At 69.7% G+C, this 18897-nt stretch carries 10 protein-coding genes and 9 pseudogenes; 10 read left to right on the forward strand and 9 right to left on the reverse strand.

Features of this window, described 5'->3' with window-relative positions; genetic code table 11:
• Together IE271_RS33620 and IE271_RS42535 are read left to right on the forward strand one after the other, a co-directional pair.
• Positions 1-133: pseudogene (locus tag IE271_RS33620) on the forward strand (transcriptional regulator); the annotation flags it as partial.
• A gap of 711 nt (positions 134-844) precedes the next feature.
• A pseudogene (locus IE271_RS42535) lies at positions 845-1038 on the forward strand (PPOX class F420-dependent oxidoreductase); the annotation flags it as partial.
• Between the two features lie 484 nt (positions 1039-1522).
• Here IE271_RS42535 and IE271_RS33630 read toward each other — a convergent pair.
• Positions 1523-1870: a VOC family protein gene (locus IE271_RS33630; RefSeq protein WP_190194278.1), complete on the reverse strand. Its 348-nt coding sequence runs from the start codon at positions 1868-1870 to the stop codon at positions 1523-1525.
• Between the two features lie 451 nt (positions 1871-2321).
• Between IE271_RS33630 and IE271_RS42540 the strand changes: the two are divergent.
• Together IE271_RS42540 and IE271_RS33640 are read left to right on the forward strand one after the other, a co-directional pair.
• A pseudogene (locus IE271_RS42540) lies at positions 2322-2802 on the forward strand (nucleoside deaminase); the annotation flags it as partial.
• Positions 2803-3631: 829 nt separating this feature from the next.
• Positions 3632-5275 (forward strand): purine-cytosine permease family protein, encoded by a 1644-nt coding sequence (locus IE271_RS33640; protein WP_190194279.1) that lies wholly within the window; start codon positions 3632-3634, stop codon positions 5273-5275.
• Between the two features lie 91 nt (positions 5276-5366).
• On the opposite strand, the gene IE271_RS33645 is transcribed toward IE271_RS33640, so the two are convergent.
• The gene (locus IE271_RS33645) at positions 5367-5705 is read right to left on the reverse strand and encodes a hypothetical protein (protein WP_190194280.1); all 339 of its coding nucleotides are present in this window, start codon (positions 5703-5705) and stop codon (positions 5367-5369) included.
• A gap of 110 nt (positions 5706-5815) precedes the next feature.
• Here IE271_RS33645 and IE271_RS42545 point away from each other — a divergent pair.
• The 3 pseudogenes from IE271_RS42545 to IE271_RS42550 all read left to right on the forward strand — a co-directional run.
• Positions 5816-5962, forward strand: a pseudogene (locus IE271_RS42545) (DUF2191 domain-containing protein); the annotation flags it as partial.
• Between the two features lie 168 nt (positions 5963-6130).
• A pseudogene (locus IE271_RS33655) lies at positions 6131-6328 on the forward strand (DUF2199 domain-containing protein); the annotation flags it as partial.
• A 14-nt stretch (positions 6329-6342) separates the two neighbouring features.
• Positions 6343-6954, forward strand: a pseudogene (locus IE271_RS42550) (hypothetical protein); the annotation flags it as partial.
• Between the two features lie 295 nt (positions 6955-7249).
• Here IE271_RS42550 and IE271_RS42555 read toward each other — a convergent pair.
• Positions 7250-7923, reverse strand: a pseudogene (locus tag IE271_RS42555) (transposase family protein); the annotation flags it as partial.
• A 51-nt stretch (positions 7924-7974) separates the two neighbouring features.
• Between IE271_RS42555 and IE271_RS33665 the strand changes: the two are divergent.
• Entirely contained in the window at positions 7975-8442 is a 468-nt protein-coding gene (locus IE271_RS33665; protein ID WP_190194282.1) for a hypothetical protein, read from the forward strand.
• Positions 8443-8649: 207 nt separating this feature from the next.
• Here IE271_RS33665 and IE271_RS33670 read toward each other — a convergent pair.
• Together IE271_RS33670 and IE271_RS44075 are read right to left on the reverse strand one after the other, a co-directional pair.
• Positions 8650-9746: pseudogene (locus IE271_RS33670) on the reverse strand (TIGR02679 domain-containing protein); the annotation flags it as partial.
• A pseudogene (locus IE271_RS44075) lies at positions 9662-11150 on the reverse strand (TIGR02677 family protein). The pseudogenes IE271_RS33670 and IE271_RS44075, both read right to left, overlap by 85 nt.
• 284 nt (positions 11151-11434) lie before the next feature.
• On the opposite strand from IE271_RS44075, the gene IE271_RS33680 reads away from it, so the two are divergent.
• Positions 11435-12016, forward strand: coding sequence for a hypothetical protein (locus IE271_RS33680; RefSeq protein ID WP_229919735.1), 582 nt, complete (start codon positions 11435-11437; stop codon positions 12014-12016).
• Positions 12017-12716: 700 nt separating this feature from the next.
• Here IE271_RS33680 and IE271_RS33685 read toward each other — a convergent pair.
• The 3 genes from IE271_RS33685 to IE271_RS33695 form a co-directional block, all read right to left on the reverse strand.
• Positions 12717-13094, reverse strand: coding sequence for a DUF6009 family protein (locus IE271_RS33685; RefSeq protein ID WP_190194284.1), 378 nt, complete (start codon positions 13092-13094; stop codon positions 12717-12719).
• Between the two features lie 193 nt (positions 13095-13287).
• Entirely contained in the window at positions 13288-14835 is a 1548-nt protein-coding gene (locus IE271_RS33690; protein ID WP_190194285.1) for a DNA primase family protein, read from the reverse strand.
• Positions 14832-15917, reverse strand: a complete 1086-nt coding sequence (locus IE271_RS33695; RefSeq protein ID WP_308435232.1) for a bifunctional DNA primase/polymerase — start codon at positions 15915-15917, stop codon at positions 14832-14834. The genes IE271_RS33690 and IE271_RS33695 overlap by 4 nt, the downstream gene beginning before the upstream one ends.
• Positions 15918-17412: 1495 nt before the next feature.
• Here IE271_RS33695 and IE271_RS33700 point away from each other — a divergent pair.
• Positions 17413-17940, forward strand: coding sequence for a DUF6584 family protein (locus IE271_RS33700; RefSeq protein WP_190194286.1), 528 nt, complete (start codon positions 17413-17415; stop codon positions 17938-17940).
• 6 nt (positions 17941-17946) lie between these two features.
• Here the strand turns inward: IE271_RS33700 and IE271_RS33705 are convergent, their stop codons facing one another.
• On the reverse strand, positions 17947-18531 hold the full coding sequence (locus tag IE271_RS33705) for a transposase (RefSeq protein ID WP_190194287.1): 585 nt from the start codon (positions 18529-18531) through the stop codon (positions 17947-17949).
• Positions 18532-18897 lie beyond the last annotated feature (366 nt).

The following is an 18897-nucleotide window of genomic DNA, read 5'->3' on the forward strand; positions in this document are numbered from 1 at the left end:
CGTCGTCTACTACCCCGACAAGGACAGCGACAGCGACGAGAAACTGCAGCTCCTCGCCGCACTCTCACACACCGAATCCGACGGCACAGCACACGACGGACCGGCGGAGGCCCCGCCCCCGAAGACACTCTGACGAGCACACGCCGTCCGGCGGTACAGCCGGAACGGCCGCGCCACGACGTCCGCCGCCCGCGGACCCCCGCTGCGTCCGGTCTTTACTGGTCTCGGCGCCCGGGGCCTGCGCTCGGCCGGGCCCCGGGTTGAGTCCCGCCGTGGCTGGCGGGCCGGGGGCACGCGGCATCCGGATGGAGGCGGCCCGACCGCCGAGTGGCGCGAAGCCCGTGCAGAGGTCCGCACGCAGGCCGTCGGCCTCTTCGAGGAGGGGGATGGACGTGCCGCGTATCGCCCGCCGTTCCACCGTTCACGGGTGAGCGAGAAAGCGTTCTGTCAGTGACACTGTGCGTGGAAGGCGGGTGGACGGGACATCTTGTGTTCCGAGGGGCCTGCGGACTGTGGTTGCCGGTGCGCCCCACATCTGCGGACCCGGCCGGCCGTGAGGCCGGCCGCTCACGGCGGGGACGAGGACCGGACAGGGACCGCGGACCGGGTGCGGACGCTGATCGGGCACACGTTCCACCACGCCTACAGCGTCTCGGCCGTCACGCGGCTGCCGCCCCGCACGGAGTACAGCGCGCAGGTGCCCGGCCGCGGCCGTGGTCGCCTGCCGGTGGCCCGACCGCTGTACTGCCGGCCCGGCGCCCCGGCCCGCCTGAGCTACCGGCCGTGCCGTCACACCGGCCGCAGCTGGTGGCTTTGGTGGTGGTGGCACCGTTTCACGCGGTGTGGCAAGGCCGTGGTCTCTGAAAGCACGATGGTTCCTGGGGACGCGGTCGGGCGGGAGCTGCTCGGGATGGTTCCGAAGGCCGGGAGGCCCGAGGACGAAGCTGCGTTCCTGGAGGAGTTGGTCGCAGAGCGCCGGGTGGTCATTCGGCTGAGGTGGACCGACTGTACGGCACGGCGCTCGACATCGGCGGGTAGAACGTATCGGGTCCGTGCTGATCACAGCCACTCGTTGACGGCAACGATCAGCACGGTCGCCTCGTAGCGGACCGCCGGCTTGTCGTAGCGCGTGGCGACGGCGCGTGCCTCTTGAGGCGGTCGATGCCGCACTCGTCCGCGTGACGCTTGCGGTGGTCGGCCGCCGCCTGACCGCGGGCCGGTCCCGTCGTGCTGCGTGATCGCTTCATGTCGAACCCTGCTGCATTCCGTGACGAGACCAACCGGTCGGACGACTGTCACGAACCGGCGATCAAGGTCGGGCCGACGAAGGCGCTCAGAGGGGGGCGGCTGTACCTGCTGTGCATGCCTCACCGGCGGGCTGCCGCACGGAAACACGCCGGCTCCGCGCCGGAGCGGGGAACGCGGAAGGCGTAGCAGCCCTCCACCGTGGTCGCGTCCACGAAGACGAACACTTGAGGAGTGGCCGCGGCCAGCACTTGCACCAGAGGCACGGAAGAGGGCGTCAGCGGTGGCTCAGCACGTTCACCACCCGTCCGCTGGGGTCGCGGACGAAGAACCGCCGCACGCCCCACTCCTCGTCCTGCAAGGGGTGAACGATCTCCGCACCACTCTCCCGCATGACCGCATAAGCCTCATCCACGTCGTCCACCTCGACGCTCAGGTCGGGGACGACAGGCGCGGTCTTGTCGCTGGTCATGACACTGACCTGCGCTGCCGGGCTGGACGGCGAGGCGAGTGTCATGATCCAGCCGTGGTTCATGACCTCCTCGAAGCCCAGCAGGCCATAGAACTCCCGGCTCTCCTGTACGGCCTCCGACCGGATGTTGGGCACGACACGGCGAACGGCCATCGATCACTCCAAGCGGGAACGAACCTGTCTCTGTGTCCTTCCAGGAGTACTACGGCACATCCGACGCCGCACGCATGGAACCGCTTTCGACATCGTCTTCGACGGCTGCCGGTCGGCGGCCCGTCAGAGTGTCCGCCTGCATGTGGGCGGTCAGCCGCAGCAGCGACGGGAGCCGCGGGGCTCCCCTGAACGCTCGTGACCGGGACGAGAACCGAGACGACAGTGCGTGTCTCCGAGCCTCCTCGCAGTTCAGGGCCTGAGCCGGTTCTGCTGGGGGTCGAAGCAGACCAGCCGCATGGAGTCCGCGAGGGCGGCCGCACAAGCGGACGTCTCCTCAGCCGTGCTCCACCGCATCGGAAAGTGGACGAGCGGTCCACTTGCCGCTCTGATCAACGGCCCGCCGACCAGGCAGAGGCGTTCTCCTCGTCCTCCGTGCGGTTGGGGTGAACCGGTGATCAGTGACGTAGATCTGGGACACCTGCGCCGCTGCGTGGAACTGGCGGCCCGGTCCTTGGCAGCGGGAGATGAACCCTTCGGGTCCGTCCTCGTCGCAGGTGATGGAACCGTCCTGGGTGAAGACCACAATCATGTCGCCTCCGGTGACCGCACCCAGCACCCCGAGTTCGCTCTGGCCCGCTGGGCCGCGCGGCACCTGACGCCGACGGAGCGGAAGGCATCCACCGTCTACACGTCGGGCGAGCACTGCCCGACGTGCGCAGCCGCGCACGGCTGGGGTGGGCCTCGGCCGTATCGTGTACGTGGTCTCCGCCGCGCAACTGGTGAGCTGGCTCACCGAGTGGGGTGTGCCCGCCGCTCCGGTCGCCGCTCTGCCGGTCACCGCCATCGTGCCGGATGCGGTGGTGGAGGGGCCGGTGCCCGAGCTCGTCGACGACGTCCGCGCACTGCACCACCGCCCGCACCATGCGGCCGCCCGAGCGAAGTCGCAGCCGCGACAGCCATACGCCTCCACCCGCCCCTCACCCCGGCCCCCATCCCGTCCGTCGTCGCCCCGCGTGCCGCTCGTACCGCAGAGCGGACGTGGTCCACGGTGTCCAGGTGGAGCGCGTCACCGTACGGACGATCTGGACGCCCTGTGCCGTGTCCGCTCGGCTCTGCCTGGGGCGACGGGCGGGCGGGACGGGAGTTCCCCCGCGCACGCCGCCCCCGACCTGGCACCGCGTCAGAAGACTCGGCCCCGCTCCCGCAAGGAGTCCGGCACCGACGACGCCCGGTCCGGAAGCGCGCAGCAGTTGCCGCACCGAGCACGGACAACTGCGCTCAGCCCATCAGTGCGCACGGTGAGATCCGCTTAACACTCTGTTTATCATGTACATGTCGCCCAAGAAACAACACCTTTCTAGGGTGTCACGCCATGGGCGCAGAGTCGTACACCCGACCGGACACCACCGCAGGCGAGCACGGTTCGGCTCATCGATCAGGTGGAAACGGCCATCACCGAACACATCGAGACCAGGGAACTGATCCCCGCCCAGCGTCTCGACGAGGCATACCGAACCCTGTGCGCACACCCCGGTGGCTCGATGGCCCTGGTGGTGGAAGGCGCCCATCGAGTCATGACGCAGACGGCCCTCCGCGCCGGCCGGTGCCGACCAGCTCCCGCTGACCACGTCCCTCTTCGCCCGCGGTCGCCGCCTTCACCGCGTGAACTGCCCCTTCCCCTCCTCGCCGACGACGCCCATCGGGGACTCCTCGCACCACACCCGCGCCCTGCACCATCCCACCGCATCCGGGAGGCGTGACATGACAACCGAGTCACGGCTGACACCAGCCCCGTCCAAGCCCGCGACAGACCAGGCGACGAAGGAAACACTGGAGGACTACACCCTCCGCTTCGCACCCCGCAGCTACCGCCGCTGGACCCCCATGGTCGTGGCCACCACCGCCCTCGGCGGCATCGCCTACATGGCCGACTTCTCCATCGGCGCCGGCATCGCGCTGACCCACGGCACCGGCAACGCGCTGATCGCGATAGCCGTCGCCGCCGCCGTCATCTTCGTCACCGGCCTCCCCCTGGCCTACTACGGCGCCCGCTACAACATCGATCTCGACCTGATCACCCGCGGCTCCGGCTTCGGCTACTACGGCTCGGTCCTCACCAGCGTCATCTTCGCCAGCTTCACCTTCATCTTCTTCGCCCTCGAAGGCTCGATCATGGCCCAGGGCCTCGAACTCGGCCTGGGCCTGCCCCTGTGGCTGGGCTACCTGGTCTCCACCCTCATGGTGATCCCCCTGGTGATCTACGGTATGAAGGCGCTCAGCAGGCTCCAGGTGTGGACCACCCCGGTCTGGCTGCTGCTCATGGTCGCCCCGCTGGTCTACCTGATCGCCCAGGACCCCGGCACCGTCGACCGCTTCCTCTCCTACGCCGGCACGGACGGCGAAGGCGGTGTGAACACCGCAGCCGTCCTGCTCGGCGCGGGCGTGTGCCTGTCCCTGATCGCCCAGATCGGCGAACAGATCGACTACCTGCGCTTCATGCCGCCCAGGACCGAGGCGAACAAGCGCACCTGGTGGACCGCCGTGGTGATGGCCGGTCCCGGCTGGGTGGTACTCGGCGCCCTCAAACAGGCCATCGGCGTCTTCCTCGCCGTCTACGTCCTCTCCGCCATCGGCCCGGCCGCCGCGACCGAACCGATCCAGCAGTTCCGCGGCGCGTTCGACGCGATGATGCCCTCCTGGCTCGTCGTCCCCCTGGCCGTCGCCCTCGTCGTCATCAGCCAGATCAAGATCAATGTGACGAACGCCTACTCCGGCTCGCTCGCCTGGACGAACTCCTTCACCCGCGTCACCGGGCACTACCCCGGCCGCATGATCTTCGTCCTGGTCAACCTGGGCTTCGCGCTCGCCCTGATGGAAGCCGACATGTTCAGCTTCCTCAACAGCATCCTGAGCTTCTACTCCAACTGCGCCATCGCCTGGGTCGTCACCGTGGCCACCGACATCCTGGTCAACAAGTACGTCCTGAAGCTGTCCCCGCGCACCCCCGAGTTCCGCCGGGGCATGCTGTACGCCGTCAACCCCGTCGGCGTCGTGGCGTTCGTCGCCTCCTCCGGTCTGTCCATCGCCCTGTACTTCCACCTCTTCGGCGACACCCTCCAGCCGTACTCCCCCGTCGCCGCGGTCGTCATCGCCTTCGTCCTCACCCCGCTCATGGCGATCCTCACCAAGGGCAAGTACTACCTGCGCCGCACCGACGACGGCATCGCCGAGCCGCTGCTGGACGCCGACGGCAACCCCAGCGCCGTGACGTACGACTGCCACGTCTGCCGCCAGCCCTACGAACGCCCCGACCTGACCGCCTGCGCCACCCATGACGCGATCGTCTGCTCGCTGTGCCTGAGCACGGACACGGTCGGCGACCACGTACTGCCGGCCACCACGTGACGCCCGGAGGCGAGCCCTGCGCCCGCCTCCCCCGATCGCCGCCCCAGACCTGGACCGCCGTGCGGTCGAGCCGGACCTCGTCACGTCCGCTTCAGCCGGCCACGTCCACGCAGACCGTCCCCGCCTTCTCGTAGGCGGACACCGCCTCGGCGCCCTCCAGGTTGTACGTTTCCAGGCGTCTTACGACGTCCTGCAGAGCCTTGTCCAGGGCGTCGTAGCGGTCGTCCGGCTCGGCCGCGGAGCGGGCCAGGGCGGCAGCGCCGGCGGCCCGGTCGAAGTAGACCTCGGACGTGCTGTCGTTCTTGCTGAACACCTTGTCCAGCGCCGGGACCCGACTCCACGCCTGGCAGGCGCCCGCCGCATCAGCCGCCGCATTGCCGAAGCCGGTCCCGGACGACCGGACCACCCCCGGCAGATCTCTGCTTCGCACCCATCGGATCACGAGCGGTCGGTCAGAGTGCGGGTGCGACGTGATGAGGGGGCATCGTGCCCAAGGCCGACATCAGTCTCGACCTCGACGCCGAACCCGTAGTGGAGCTGATGGTCCTGGCGGGAGTCGGTTCGCCCCAGGACGCGGTCGAGGCGGTCGTACGGGATCACATCACCCGTGGCCACCGCACGGAGGGCCGCACCGAACGCAAGGACCAGCAACTGCGCGAGGCCGACGTCAAGCCGCAGGAACCGCAGGCTGAACTCCTGGTCGTACACCGCAGCCAGAGCCGCGGCACGCACCCACGGGCTCGTCGGCACATGCAGCGGGCAGTGGTCACGGAACAGCCCGTAGGCTCCTGTGACATCACCAGTGATCCCGGGTTCGCCTGCTCGTGCTGTGGAACCCACCGTCCTGAACTGCCGATGCACTACACGGCCAAGGCTCCGGCCGTGTGGGATCCGGCCTTCGCCGATGCCGAGGACTGCCTGCTCTCATCGGACCGGTGCGTGATCGATGCGCAGCACTGCTTCGTCAAGGGCCTGATCGAGATACCGGTCATCGGCAGCGACGAGGTGTTCTCCCGGGGTGTGGGGGTCTCGCTCAGCCGTGAGCGTTTCTCCCGGCTGGCCGACCTGTGGGACAAGCCCGGCCGCGAGGCCGAGAAGCCGTCTCGCAGTACCGGGACCGGTTGCGTGAGCGGTTTCTCTCCGTACCGGAGATCCCTCCCCCATCTCCCTGGCATCCGGTCTGGAGTCGGCGGAATCCCATGGGCGGTCTGCTCGGCATCGGCTTCGCCACCGCTCCCGGCACCGGCCACGACCTGGTCATGGTGGTCTCACGTGAGGGGCACGGACTCTTCGACACCCTCACCGGAGAGAAGACGGCCCGCAACCGCGATCCTGACCCCGATGACAGCACCCCGGACGCAGTGCCTGCCCTCACCTGTCCCGGACTCGGACCGGTCGCCGGGACCAGAGTGCGCATCGCCGGACTCTTCGGAGGCGGCCTCCACACCACGACTGCCGACGGCTGGACCCTGGAGGTCGTCAGCCCCGAATGGCCCGACCACCGGGTTCTGCTCTCCACGGACGGAGGGATGCCCCACAACGGACCCCATGGTGAGCGCTGGTGGCACATCTTCGATGCCAACTACTCAGAACTGCGGGCCGCCGGCTTCTCACCATCCGGAGACACCCTCGCGATCGCTACGAGCAGCGACCTGGCTCTCTGGACCCGTCGGACTGCGGAACCGGACCCGACCGACGAGGCCGTTACAGGAGACGCGAGGTTCCCGCCGCGATGCCCGACGGGCAGACACCGGCCCGCGGGCCCGCTCACGACGCCTTGGTCGCCGGGGGCACCTACGTCGTCGGGGACGGCCTGGTCCCCGCCGCTCGGCTCGCGCACACCTACCGGGCCCGACTCCGCCGCACTCAGAACCGGTCCCGGCCGACGACGGCTCCGGCCGCCACCGTCGGCCTCCTCTTCCAGGCCGCAGAGGAACCCTTCCTGGAGACTGGGCATGAGTTGCACGTGTTCAGCCGAACGTCCCGAACGGTCCTGGGCGTTCTGGTCCACCGCGTTCGCTGCGCGTCCGGCGCCGTCGCATCGTGTCCGTGGTCCGGGGACGCGGGGGCGGTTTCCCCCGCTCACTCGGTTTCCGGGCAGGGCCTGGGCGGTCCGGTGCCCGCGGCATCGCTCCGGTGCCGCGGGGCGGTGCCGTCCGTCGCCTGATCCGGTGGCCGAGGGAGCGTCGTCCGATCGCCACCGAGGCGGCGGCGTGTCGGCTGGTCTTGCGGTTCTTGCCGGTGAGGGGCTTTCACCAGTGCTCGGCGCCCCACATCGAGGTGTGGGCGGGATCGACAGCGATCACACCGATACCGGCCTCGGCGCACATGCTGAGCAGGCGGGCGCGGAACTTGCCGGCGGGGATGCCGGAGATCAACTGCCGGAACTTTTTCTTCCGGCCGTGCTTCTCCCGCGTCCTGGAGTCGGTGAAGTCGAGGTCTTCGATCGCGATGGCCTGCACGCCGGTCGCCCCGGCCCCCTGCAGGAGGCGGGTGAGGGCGTGGCGGAGCGGGGCGTCGCGGTGGGTGGCGGTGCCGGTCAGGTCGTGGTCGAAGCGGCGCGGGCTGCCGACGGGGTTGCCGTGCTCGTCCAGCGGCCGGGCGGCAAGGTGGCCGGCGTTGGTGTCCACGCCGATGACGCCTGAGGCATCGGCCCCCCGCCTGAAGGTTGACAGCCGCACACGTGGGACTCTGTCGGAATGGATTCATTCACCGCCCGGCTGGACGACGCATGGGAGTGGTGGGCAGCCGCTGTCGAGGAAGCGCAGGAGGGGCGCTGGGTACGTGACGCCGTGGAACGGCAGGTGGTGGCGGACATCATGACCGCGACCAACGCCCTGCACGGCGGCCGGCTAGCCCCCTTCACCGAGGACTCGTGGCACGTACGTATCGGGCGGATCGCCCATTGGGCCGGGGTGCTCCGCCTTGCCGCCCGAGCAGGAGGGTGGGAACTCCGGCCTGTCGTCGGGCACAGTCCGAAGCACCCTGCGGGCATGGCCGAGCTGTTGTCCGGCATCTACGCGATCGGCGAGCAGGGCGAGGAATGGATGGCGCAGCTTCTTCGGGAGGGCCGGGTACCGCCGGAGAAGGACATCGCCCAGGCGGAGGGCTTTCTGACCGGGCCGGGGTCCATGGAGGATCTTGAGCTGTTCTTCTACGACAGCTGACAGACATCCCGCCCGGCCGGCACCGCACCCGGAGTCCGCTCCGAGGCGTCTGTCCGAGCTCCTCGCCGCCGGCCGCCGTTGACGAGGTGCACATCGACCCGCCCCGTCCGTCGCCGCCGTCCGAGCACGGCCCCCGCGCGGTCGGGCTTGTTCCTCCCCGTACCGCTGCATGGTGCGGTTGGCCAAGGCGATGCCGGGCCAGTCGAAGTCCCCGTGGTAGGCCAAGGTGCAGCCGGCCGCGGACAGTGCGTCCAGGAGGGTGAGGACGACCGTCGCGGCGCTGCCCGACGTGCAGATCAGTGGTGCGGTGCGGTGGGCGTCCGCCGCTGCCTCCACCACCCGCGGGTTCCCGCAGACGTGGACGCGGGTGCGCGGGGGAACGTTCAGACGCAGAACGCGCAGTTCGCGCAGTGTCAGATGCGTCTCCAGGTGGTGGTCGGCACGTTCGCGCAGGGCTGCCTCCTGCCAGCTGTCGCCCGTCGGGCGCAGGCCGTGGGTCAGGACCGTGCTGGAGACCTCGTCGGGAGTGACCGAGGCCCGGCGCCACAGGGCACGTCGGCCCGCGGCGTCGGCGGGAACGTCGACGTCGCGGGCCAGGGCGATGCCGCGCAGGACCGGACGGACCAGGAGGGTGCCGTCGTCCAGGCCGTGGGCCGACCCTGTGGTGCGTGTGGCCAGCTCACCGCGGCCCCAGATGGCGGGGGTGGGACGGGCGCCTGTGCCGGGGAAGAGGACGGCGAGGGTCCGGACCGCCTGGGTCACGGTGGTGAGTGCGGTGTCGGGCGGCCGGCGGGTGAGTGTGCCGTTGCGGCGTGTCTCCTCCAGCCACGCACGGGCCCAGGGCTGGTCGGACAGGGGTGTGTCGGCCAGGGCCGCTTCCGCCGTGGACAGCAGGCGGGTGCGCTCGGCCGCTGCCGCGTCGCGGGCCGCCCGGCGGTCGGTCAGGGGCGGTCCCAGTGCCGTCAGTGTCGCGGCCGGGTGTCCAGGTCCGCGAGGCGGATCGTGGCGGTGGGGCCGGTGAACGGCTTGGCCAAAAGGAGGGACAGGGCCTCGCGTTCCTGCGGGTCCAGGTGCTGGAGTCCGACGGTGCCGGTGGGCTGGAGGCCGTTGCGTTCCGGACGGGCGCGTGCCGCCGTCCACAGGCGGGTGAGGCCGGGCCGGGTGAGGAAGGCGACGGCGTCGGCGTCCGGGGTGTGCCGGCCGGCTCCTTCGGGCCGGGTCATACGGGCATCAGCCGTCGCTGCCCTTCGTTCCACGTGTAGTGGAGCGTGGCCACCCCCCGTACGTGCGGGTCGCGCAGGCATGCGTAGATGTGCAGGGACGGTACGCCGGGCCAGTTGCCGATCAGGCGTTCGCTGGTGAGGACGAAGTCGAGGTCCAGATCGACCAGGATGCGGCCGAGGCGGGCGTGGGTGGGCTCGTCGGCCGCCGCCCGCCGGGCCGCGGCCTGCTCCTGCGCCTGTTCCGTCAGGCGTCGCTTCTGCTCGGAGTGGTCCTCGACCGCCGCGGCGCGTCCGCGCACAGCCCTGCTGCCCGCTCACGCAGTGCCACCGGCACGTCCACCGCGGGGCCGGTCCACCAGCTCACATAGGCCGGCACGGACAGGTCCGGCTCCGGCGCCACCCCCAAGTGCCGCGCCCCGTACAACCCGAAGGCGGCGACCGCCAGGTCATGGGCCTCGTCCGGTCCGGCGGCGTCGAACCAGGCCGCCAGCCGCAGCAGGTCCTTGCGACGGGACATCTCACCGGAGGCCGACCGCAGCATCCGCTTGGCGTTGGCCAGCAGCGACTGCAGGGCGCGCAAAGTGGCGTCCCGAAGCTGGTCCCACCTGGCCGGCCTGCCCCGCGGTGTCGGCGAACCACTCACGCAGCCCGTCCCCATCGGCCGTGTCCCGCCCGCGACTGCGCTGCACCCGGGTCTCGGGCAGGCTGTCGGAGAGCGCTCCGATGCCCGCCGCGTGCGCGTCCGTACGCGCCAGCAACTCGGGCAGGTACGGCCGGACCGCCGTCAGATGCGCGGCGATACGGGGGCCCGGAAGGAGACGTCCTCGGTGATGGCCTGCACACAGTCGAGAAGCAGCTCCTTGAACCCCTGGTACTCGGCTCCGTCGAGGTCGTAGCGCGCCAGGACCTGTCCCAGATAGGCGTAGAAGTCCCGCACCGACTCGGCGAACGCGGCGAACTGCACGAAGAGCGTGCTGACCCGCTCCAGCGCCTGCTGCGGATCCACACCGCCGGGCGCGGCCGCCGACTCGGCGATCTCCCGCAGACCGCGGTCGACGAGCGTGAGCAGCTCACTGCTCACCTCACGGGCCGCGTCCACCCCGGCCAGCACCTCGTCCGCGTCCCGCTGGACGCGCTCCCCCACCTCGGACAGCTGGTAGCGGGACCGTGAGCGCTGGTACTCGGCGATGCTCGTCGCCCTGACCGTGTGCGTGCTGCGCACCAGATCGCCCCAGCGCACCAGCTGCTCGAGCCGTGTGGTGAGCGTCTCGGCGTCGAGTTCCGCCCCAGGGCCGCCGGCCTGGACCACCTTGGCGAGGAGATCGGAACGGCCATGTCGGCGAGCAGCGTGCCGCAGAACACGCGCATCACGGCGACGTACTCCAGGCGCTCGGGAGCACTGAGGTACGCGTACGCGCTCAGCCGCTCCCCCGCCTCGGCGCCGGCCTCCGTCCTGTGGGGCCCGGTTCCCTCCGTAGCGCACAGCGTACGGACCGCCTCCGACGCTCCGGTCGAAAGCCGGGAAAACCACCCGCCCACGTGATCCGGTCCGTCGGTCCGATGCAGGGCCGCCCGAGGGCCGAGCGTGAAACACCACTCCAGAAGAGCAGCGGACTCCACTCATCCGTATGATCCCTGCACCGGGACACTCACCGACGGTCGTACGACCGTCGTCACGCAAGCGACGGCGCCCATCCCCTGCCGCCCGTAAGGCGGCCGGCCTCCGCCCCGTCCGCAGCTGACATCACCAGAAAGATGACGCCATGCCCGTGAACACAGCGACAACCGGCCTACCAGGCGAGTACCTCGCGCGAGTGAACACCGACCTGGAGGACAATGCCAGGGAACAGGAACGCGTCACCGCCGAGATCGCCGCACTGCAAGAACGACTGACCGCACTGCAGCACGAGCGCTCGGTCCTGGTGAACGTGCAGCAGGCACTCGGCGTCACCGCACCTGTCACGCCGGCCTCCCCCAGCCGTGACACCGCGCCCGTGCCCGGCCGGAGGACCGCTGTCTCGTCCGAACCCGGCGAGCAAGCGGGCCAGGACAGGACTGCCGTCGAGAACGGCAAGCCCGTCAAGAAGAAGGTATCCAGGAAGACCTCGGCCTCCGCCACGGCGCCCAGGGCGTCGCAGCCGACGCTGGTCGAGCTCGCCCGCCTCCACCTCGCCGAACACAAGGAACCGCGCTCCGCGGCCGAGATCACCGCAGCGCTCGCCCAGGCGCATCCCGACCGCGGCATCAAGGCCACCGTCGTGCGCACCACGCTCGAAGGGCTTGTCGCCAGGAGCCGGGTTCAGCGCACCCGGCAGGGCCGCTCGGTCTTCTACAGCATTCACGAGGCATAGCCGGCCGGAGCGTCAGCCTGGTTCCCGCGAGCCGCACATCGCTTCGGTCGCTTCCGCGCGCTCGGGACAAAGGGCAGGTCAGGGGAGTATGAAAGCCGGAGCAGTGACTGAAGCGACTCACAGTCCCCCTATGAACCCGCCGCGCGCATACAGTCGCGACCAGCTCCCCGGTATATCTGCACCTTGAGTCGCTTCAGTCACTGTTCCCCTACGGATGCGGCTTCGACCTGCCGTTCCACCATCGCCGTCGAAAGCGACCCCTTGCACGGTGCCCGACGCGTGCCCGACGGGTGCCGGGGCCGGACAGTTCACCGCGATGGTCACTGCCGCACCGGCACGGTGGAGACGGCCGTCCCGCCCGTACCCGCGGGGCCGGCGGTATGCCACCGATCCCTTGCGCGCCGGCGCGGCTCCTTCCGCCCCGCACTCGCCGTCGATCACAGCATCACCCTGGCCGAGGCGTGACTCCGGATGGAACCCGGCAGCGGATGAGACCGAGCGGAACCGTCTGGAAGGTACCGCCGCGGGCTGCAGCGGCACCGGCGTCGCCTGCGCCCTCACCCCGTGGACGGACGGGTAAGACGACGGCCGGGCCGGAAACACCGGAAACAGGGCGTGGGGACCGCACCGGGCTGTGAGGACCGTGTCCTCTTACCGGACGACTGTCCTGGGGAGCACCGACAGAGTCACGGCAGCTGCCCTAGGCCGATGCTATGGCAGCCGGCCCGCGCTGGGAGCGCGGTGTCTTGGCCCCGGGCTTCCCCGGCTCGATGGTGCGCGGGTCGACAGCCTCTCCGGGGGCCCCCTCCTGGTAGAGACCGTCGGGGTCGTTGTCGCGGTCGTGCGGGAGAAGGAACAGGACCCGACGCTTGTAGAGCCCGCTGTCCGGATCGGGCTCGGCTTCCTCGCCGAGGACCGCGTATCCGACCATACGGCCGTCGCGTGCGTACGGTGGCTTGGTGTTGCGGCGTTTGGTCTTGTCCAGAGCCTGACGCACGTAGTCGAAGCCGTCGGGGTCCTCCAGCCACACCACGTCTGCTTCGTGGATGAGGTCGCTCTCGGTCAACAGCGAACTCATGGCTGCAGCACCTCCTTCGTCAGCCGGCCCCAGGTGTAGTTGCTGGCCTTGCGTGTATGCGTGTCGTCGCCGCGGGCGTCCTGGGCGGCAAACCGGATGACGGAAGCCACCGCAGGAGGAGCCGGGTCTCCATGGTAGTTCGGTCGCGGCCGGTGATGCATACCTGTACCAGTCTGCGCCTGCGAGGGAGGAATCATTCGCCCTCCAGGAGAGCGATCCCGGGGTAGTACTTGCGACCATTGGATTTGATCATGTCGTTGGGTGAGGCGAGGCCGACTTCCTGACGGACGCGGTTGGCGAAAGCGCGGGCAGTGGCGGCACGGACGCCTTCTCCGGCGTTGCACCAGTGGGTGTACTCCGCGTACAGCAGCCCCTGCTCCACTCGGAGGTCGGGCTGGGCGGACGTGTCACGGGTGCAGCATTCGGTGAGAAAGCGCCCGATGTGGTCTTCGGTGGTGGCGTAGGCGTTGGTGGCGAGGCGGACCCGGTCGGGGCCTTCGAGGGGGTCGCGGGTGGCGAGGTAACGGCGGGCGCCCTCGATGAGCCACTGCAGGATGCCGGGGCCCTCGTCCCGGACGAGTTCGAAGGCGAGGTTGTCGATTCTGCGTTCGGTCGGGACGGTGCGGATGAAGGGGATGAGCCGGATACGGCGCCAGAAGGCGAAGCCGCCGGTGGACACCTCCGGGCGGTGGTTGCCGAGCAGCCACAGGTGGTGGGTGGGGCTGAAGGAGAAGTAGTCCTGCCGCATCCGCCGGGCCTTGATCTTGTCGCCACCGGTGAGGAGGCGGACGCGGGCCTCGTCGAACTTGTCGTTGGGCTTCAGCTCACTGCACACGATCAGTCGGCGGCCATGCAGCTCGGTCAGCTCGGTGGAGTGCTCGGAGAACGCGCCCCGGTCCATGAGGAAGCCGGGCGGGGCCGCGTCCGCGTAGTCGCCCAGGATCTGGATCATGGTGTCGAGCAGGACGCTCTTGCCGTTCTTGCCCTCTCCGTGGAGAAAGGGCAGGACCTGGGCGCCCACGTCACCGGTGACCGAGTATCCGAGCAGCAGGTGCAGGAAGCTGATCATTTCCCGACCTTCGGCGTCGTCGCCGAAGGTGTCGGCCAGGAAGCGGTGCCAGCGAGGGGTGTCCATCTCCTGCGGGGCCACACTGGTGGCCCGGGAGTGGAAGTCACGGGTCGGGTCGGGCTTGCGCAGCTGTCCGGTGTTCAGGTCCACCACCCCGGCCGGAGTGCACAGGGCATACGGGTCGCCGTCGAGGACGTCGGGATCCACGGACAGGTCCGGAGAAGCCTTGGCCTGGGTGAGCAGGGCCTTCATTCCGGTGGTGGACAGGGTCCGCTTCTTGTGGTGCATCAGCTCGCGGTCGCTGTAGATGCCGCGCGGATCGCTGTCAGCCATGTCCTCGGCCATTTCACCGGCGGCCCACAACGCGGCTTTCTCCCCGCCGGCGCGCTTCCAGCGGTAGCCGTCCCACGCGAACCAGCCCAGGCCCTCGACATGGCGGAACTGATCGCGGTAGAGCTGTGCGAACAGACGGGCGTTGCCCCGGTCGGTCAGTGACGGGGGCAGCGGCCCGGTCTGCGCCCAGGCGGGCAACGCTGTGACAGGGGCAGGGGCGGCCTGAGGGGACTGCTGGACCTGCGGCGGGCCGGACGGGGCCCCGGTCGCCTGGAGGTCGAGCATCTGCTGAGCGGCGGCGTGGGCGTCGAACCGCGGTGTGCTCTCGGCGCTGCTCATGATCGTCCTTCGAGGTGGAACGGACGTACGGCCCCTGCGGCGAGGCCGTCGTCGATGATCTTTTCATTGCGAAGGGTCTGCCAGGAGCGGGCCTGCCGCGCGGCTTCGAGGAGCTGGGCTCGCGCGTCGGCTTCCTGCACGTGACCCCCTGCGGCAAGCCCGCCGGCGGTGTAAGCGGCCCGGTTGGGGATTCCGGTGAATCCACAGCCCTCGGGAGCGACCGCGCACTGGGCGACCTGGCCGATGAGGGGATCGAGGACCCGGTGGGGCGCCGTGGAGCCGCCCGAGCTGCGGCCTCGTCGGGGGTGCGGCACGGGAACCCGCCGACGCGGCGGGTTGATGACGTGACCGGTGCGGATGAGCTCGGCGTAGAGCCATTGCGGCAGCGGCGCAGGCATGCGGGGCGCGCCTTCGGGCCGATAGGTCCCCTGGGCGGTGCGGGTCGTGGGAGCGACGATGTACCCGCCTTCGGCACGGACGTCCACCTGCCGGGCCGGAGCGGCTTTGGGGCTGGAGCCGGCCGGGCAGCGCAGCCTGATGTCAGGGTGGGGAGCCCGGTACCACACGTGCAGGCATCCCGAAGGAGTACGCACGCGCAAGGTGCTCTCGTCATGCGCCGGGTCCGGCTGCTTACGGAAGGCCGCCAGGAGCGCAAGGGTGTCGAAGTCTGAAGCCAGCCCTGTCAGGTTGACCGCGCCGGGGATGGTGATGCCCGGCAGGAGACGGCTCCGGTCCGGCACTTCGGCCGCGTGAGCGTCGATGTCGATGACGATCAGATCGGCCGGACCGCAGGCGCTGCCGACACCTGACGAGGGACTGGACCCCCACCAGGCATCGATGCGTTGCCGGTCTGTGGTTGCCGCGTGGAACCCGTGGCAGGGACGGCCCGCCGGGCGGCAGGGGCATCTCTTGGGGCCGTGGCTTCGGCCCCTGCCGCCGGGGCAGTTGGCAGTCGGCGTCTTGCGTCCCGGGGCCAGAGGATGGACCGGCCACCCCTGGGAGACGCACCAGTGGGCCACGGCGAGAGGCGTCGCGAGCCTGCCGGGGGCAGCAGGCGAGCGAGTCTCACCAAGGCCGGGCACGCGCGGGTCCTTCCTTGTCAGGTTCGGTCCCTGATAGGAAAACGCCAGGCCGTATGCGCTGGTGACGCCTCTTCAGGGACCGAAGGGACTGTGTTCCGGAAAGAGTGTATGCGCTCCTGCCACAGAGAGCCTGCAGTGCCTCCCCGTGCGCCGTTCTATCAGGTTCTTCAGTCCCTTGGGTCCCTTCGATCCCTGGCTCGCGGAGAGACCACCTCAAGAGCGGACCTATATGTTCCGTTTAGGGAGTGACCGAAGGGACCGGCACGGCCCATTCACCCACGCGCGCCCTCCAAGGGGCTTCAGCAGGGACTCACGAACCGGCTCGGCGCCCGAGTCCCTCCGGCCTGGGCGCGGGCGGCGCTGCGGGCCTGAGAGGGGCAGTGACCGGGAGGGACGGGACAGGACTGCCCCAGGGATCGGGAAAACTTGGGTCCCTACAGAGTTCCTGCAGGTCAGAGACTTACTGCTACCCAGGAAGGGACCGTAGGGACTGTACTTCCCCATTATGAGCGGAACGCTTCATGCGATACAGATGCGCACGCGCGTACGAAGAACATGCATGACTACGTCATAATAGAAAAGTTCGGTCCCTAGAGTCCCTGTCCCGGATACCAAAACCGCTCTGAGCTGCGAAAACGTCAGGGACCGAAGGCCAGGGACCGAACGCCGAGGGACTCGTGGGGTGGAGAAGAGAGTCCGGTCCCGCCGCCGGCCGACAGGTGCAGCGGAGGCGACCCGCCTCTGTGTGAAAGTCCCACCGGAGCCGGCGGACTCCCCCACGGTCACAGGACGTCGTCACTTCGCCCTGCCTGACAGGATCCGCAATCGGAGTGGCGTTTTTCCCAGGTCCCTGTGTGCGTTTGGATGCCGGCTCAACCCGTGTCGAAGGAGACCATGGCGCGCTTTCGGGCGGCAGCACCGTGCCGAGTCGCCCAGCTCCTACCGCCTTTCAGGACTGGTACGTGCAGTGGCTGGCCAACACTCCCCGAACACGGCGCCCGACACGCACTACCCCCGAGCCAGAGCGCCCATTGAACGAGACGCACGGTCACGTACGCCCGTCCCCGACCGGGCACATCGGCCTGTATCCCGACAACTGCCGGTGGATGGTGTCCTGCGACGTGGTGTAGCAGCGAGCTTCACAGGAGCAGCTTCCGTGCCTGCCACTCGGCACGAGTCGCCGATCACCTGTGCCGACGGCACAGACTGACGGTCCGTCGAGCCACGAAAGCCGCAGGTGCCTCTGATTGCGAGTGCGACCTGCAACTCTGTGCTTGATCGCTGATCCACCACACGAGGGGGCACGATCGCATGCCGACCCGGTCCGTTCACGGAGGAAGGGCGGACGCAGCCCGTATCCGCTCCACTTCGTGCGCGTCCCCACACCCCGACACACTTTTGATCAGTGAAAACGGAAAGACCCGGCGGAGTCCTGCGAGTGCTGAGCGGCGAAACCAGGTCGACGTAGGTCAGTGCGGTACCCGATCATGCGTTCATGCCCCTGAGAGAGACCCTTGCCCGAGTCGATGCAGACCTGGCCGCCGGCCGAGTTCCCGTCGCGCGCCAGCGCCTGCGCGGTCTCATCTCGTCCTTCCCGCACGATCTGACGCTCCGCCGTCGTCTGGCCGAGGTGTACCGGCTCTACGGCGACGCCGCCGAGGCCGGACGCTGGATGTACCTCGAAGAGGACCGGAGCGCCGACGAGACCGCTGCCTTCGAGGCGCGGTACGGGTCCCCCGGGTGGCGGATGAAGGCCCTCGCCTGGCAGGGTCCCGAGGCGAAGGCCGCCACCGCTTTCGCGCAGAGGCAGCTGGTCGCGGTGCGGACCGCCTGCGCCGAGGAGTTGGGGCACCCCGTCGACTGGGACGACCCTGCCTCCTACCGCGGCGACCTGGAAGGGGAGTACGAGGCGCCCTCCGGACCGTGGACGGTCGGCGGTGTGCTGGCGGGCTTCGGCTGCCTGGTGACGGCCCTCGTGTTCCTCGCGATCTGGGTGAATGGACTCGTTGCCCTCTTCGACTGACTCAGGTCACCGGGGCGAGCACATACGCCCGTACCCGATTGAACGCATTGAGGGTGTACGCCGACACCGGGCGGCGTGCAGGGTCTCGGTGAAGGAGATCCGGTCCGGGTCCAGGTGCTGGGTGGCGGCCGTTCTCACCATCTGCCCGCGCAGGGCCCGGTGGACCAGCAGGTGGGCCCAGAGCTGCTGCAGCACCCCGTCCGGGGTCTTGCCGGCGAGCACCACGTGGGCGCCGCGCCGACGGGTCTCGAGTTCGGCGAGGACGGATTCCGCCTCCCAGCGCTCGTGGTAGAGCGCGGCCATCTGCCGGGCCGGGTAGCAACGGGCGTCCAGCAGGGTGGTCACCGGCCGGTAGCCCTCCCCCGCTGCCTGGCCTGTGCCGTTGAGCTGATAGGCCAGCACACGGACGGTGATCGGCCCTGTGTGGGCGGGATCGGTGGCAGCGTGGATGCGCGACAGCCAGGACCCGTCCCGCAGCATCCGGTGCATCGGTAGGATCCGGTCGGCCGACACCCGCCACAGCAGATCGGCGCCGGTGGCCGCAAAGGTCCGCCACAGCGGCATGCCGAGGAACTCGCGGTCGGCCGGCACCAGCTGCCCTGATCAACGGAGTTGGTTGCGTCCTTGCCCTCGTTCCGGATGGCGACAAGCGCGTTGCTGCAGACCTGCCTGCGGTGACTGCTTGTCGCAGAGCGCCTCCAGCACTCCCCCGACTGCGACTGCCTGCCCCCCTCCCCCACATGACGTGCGGGGACTTCTCGCTGTGTCGGTGCGGCTTCGCTGCGGCCGCCCCGGCCCGTAGAGCATCAGGGCGCGCCCGCTGTGCCGGCGTGGGCTTGTGGTCGTACGAGACGCAGAGGAAGGCCGCCTGGGTGGGCCGTTTCTCCTCTGCGGTGCGCCCGCACACGGGGCACCGCAGAGATCAGTATTACGGCGTAATAGGGGTTCGGGTCAGGA

The sequence above is a fragment of the Streptomyces minutiscleroticus genome (assembly GCF_014650875.1).
Lineage (GTDB): Bacteria > Actinomycetota > Actinomycetes > Streptomycetales > Streptomycetaceae > Streptomyces > Streptomyces minutiscleroticus.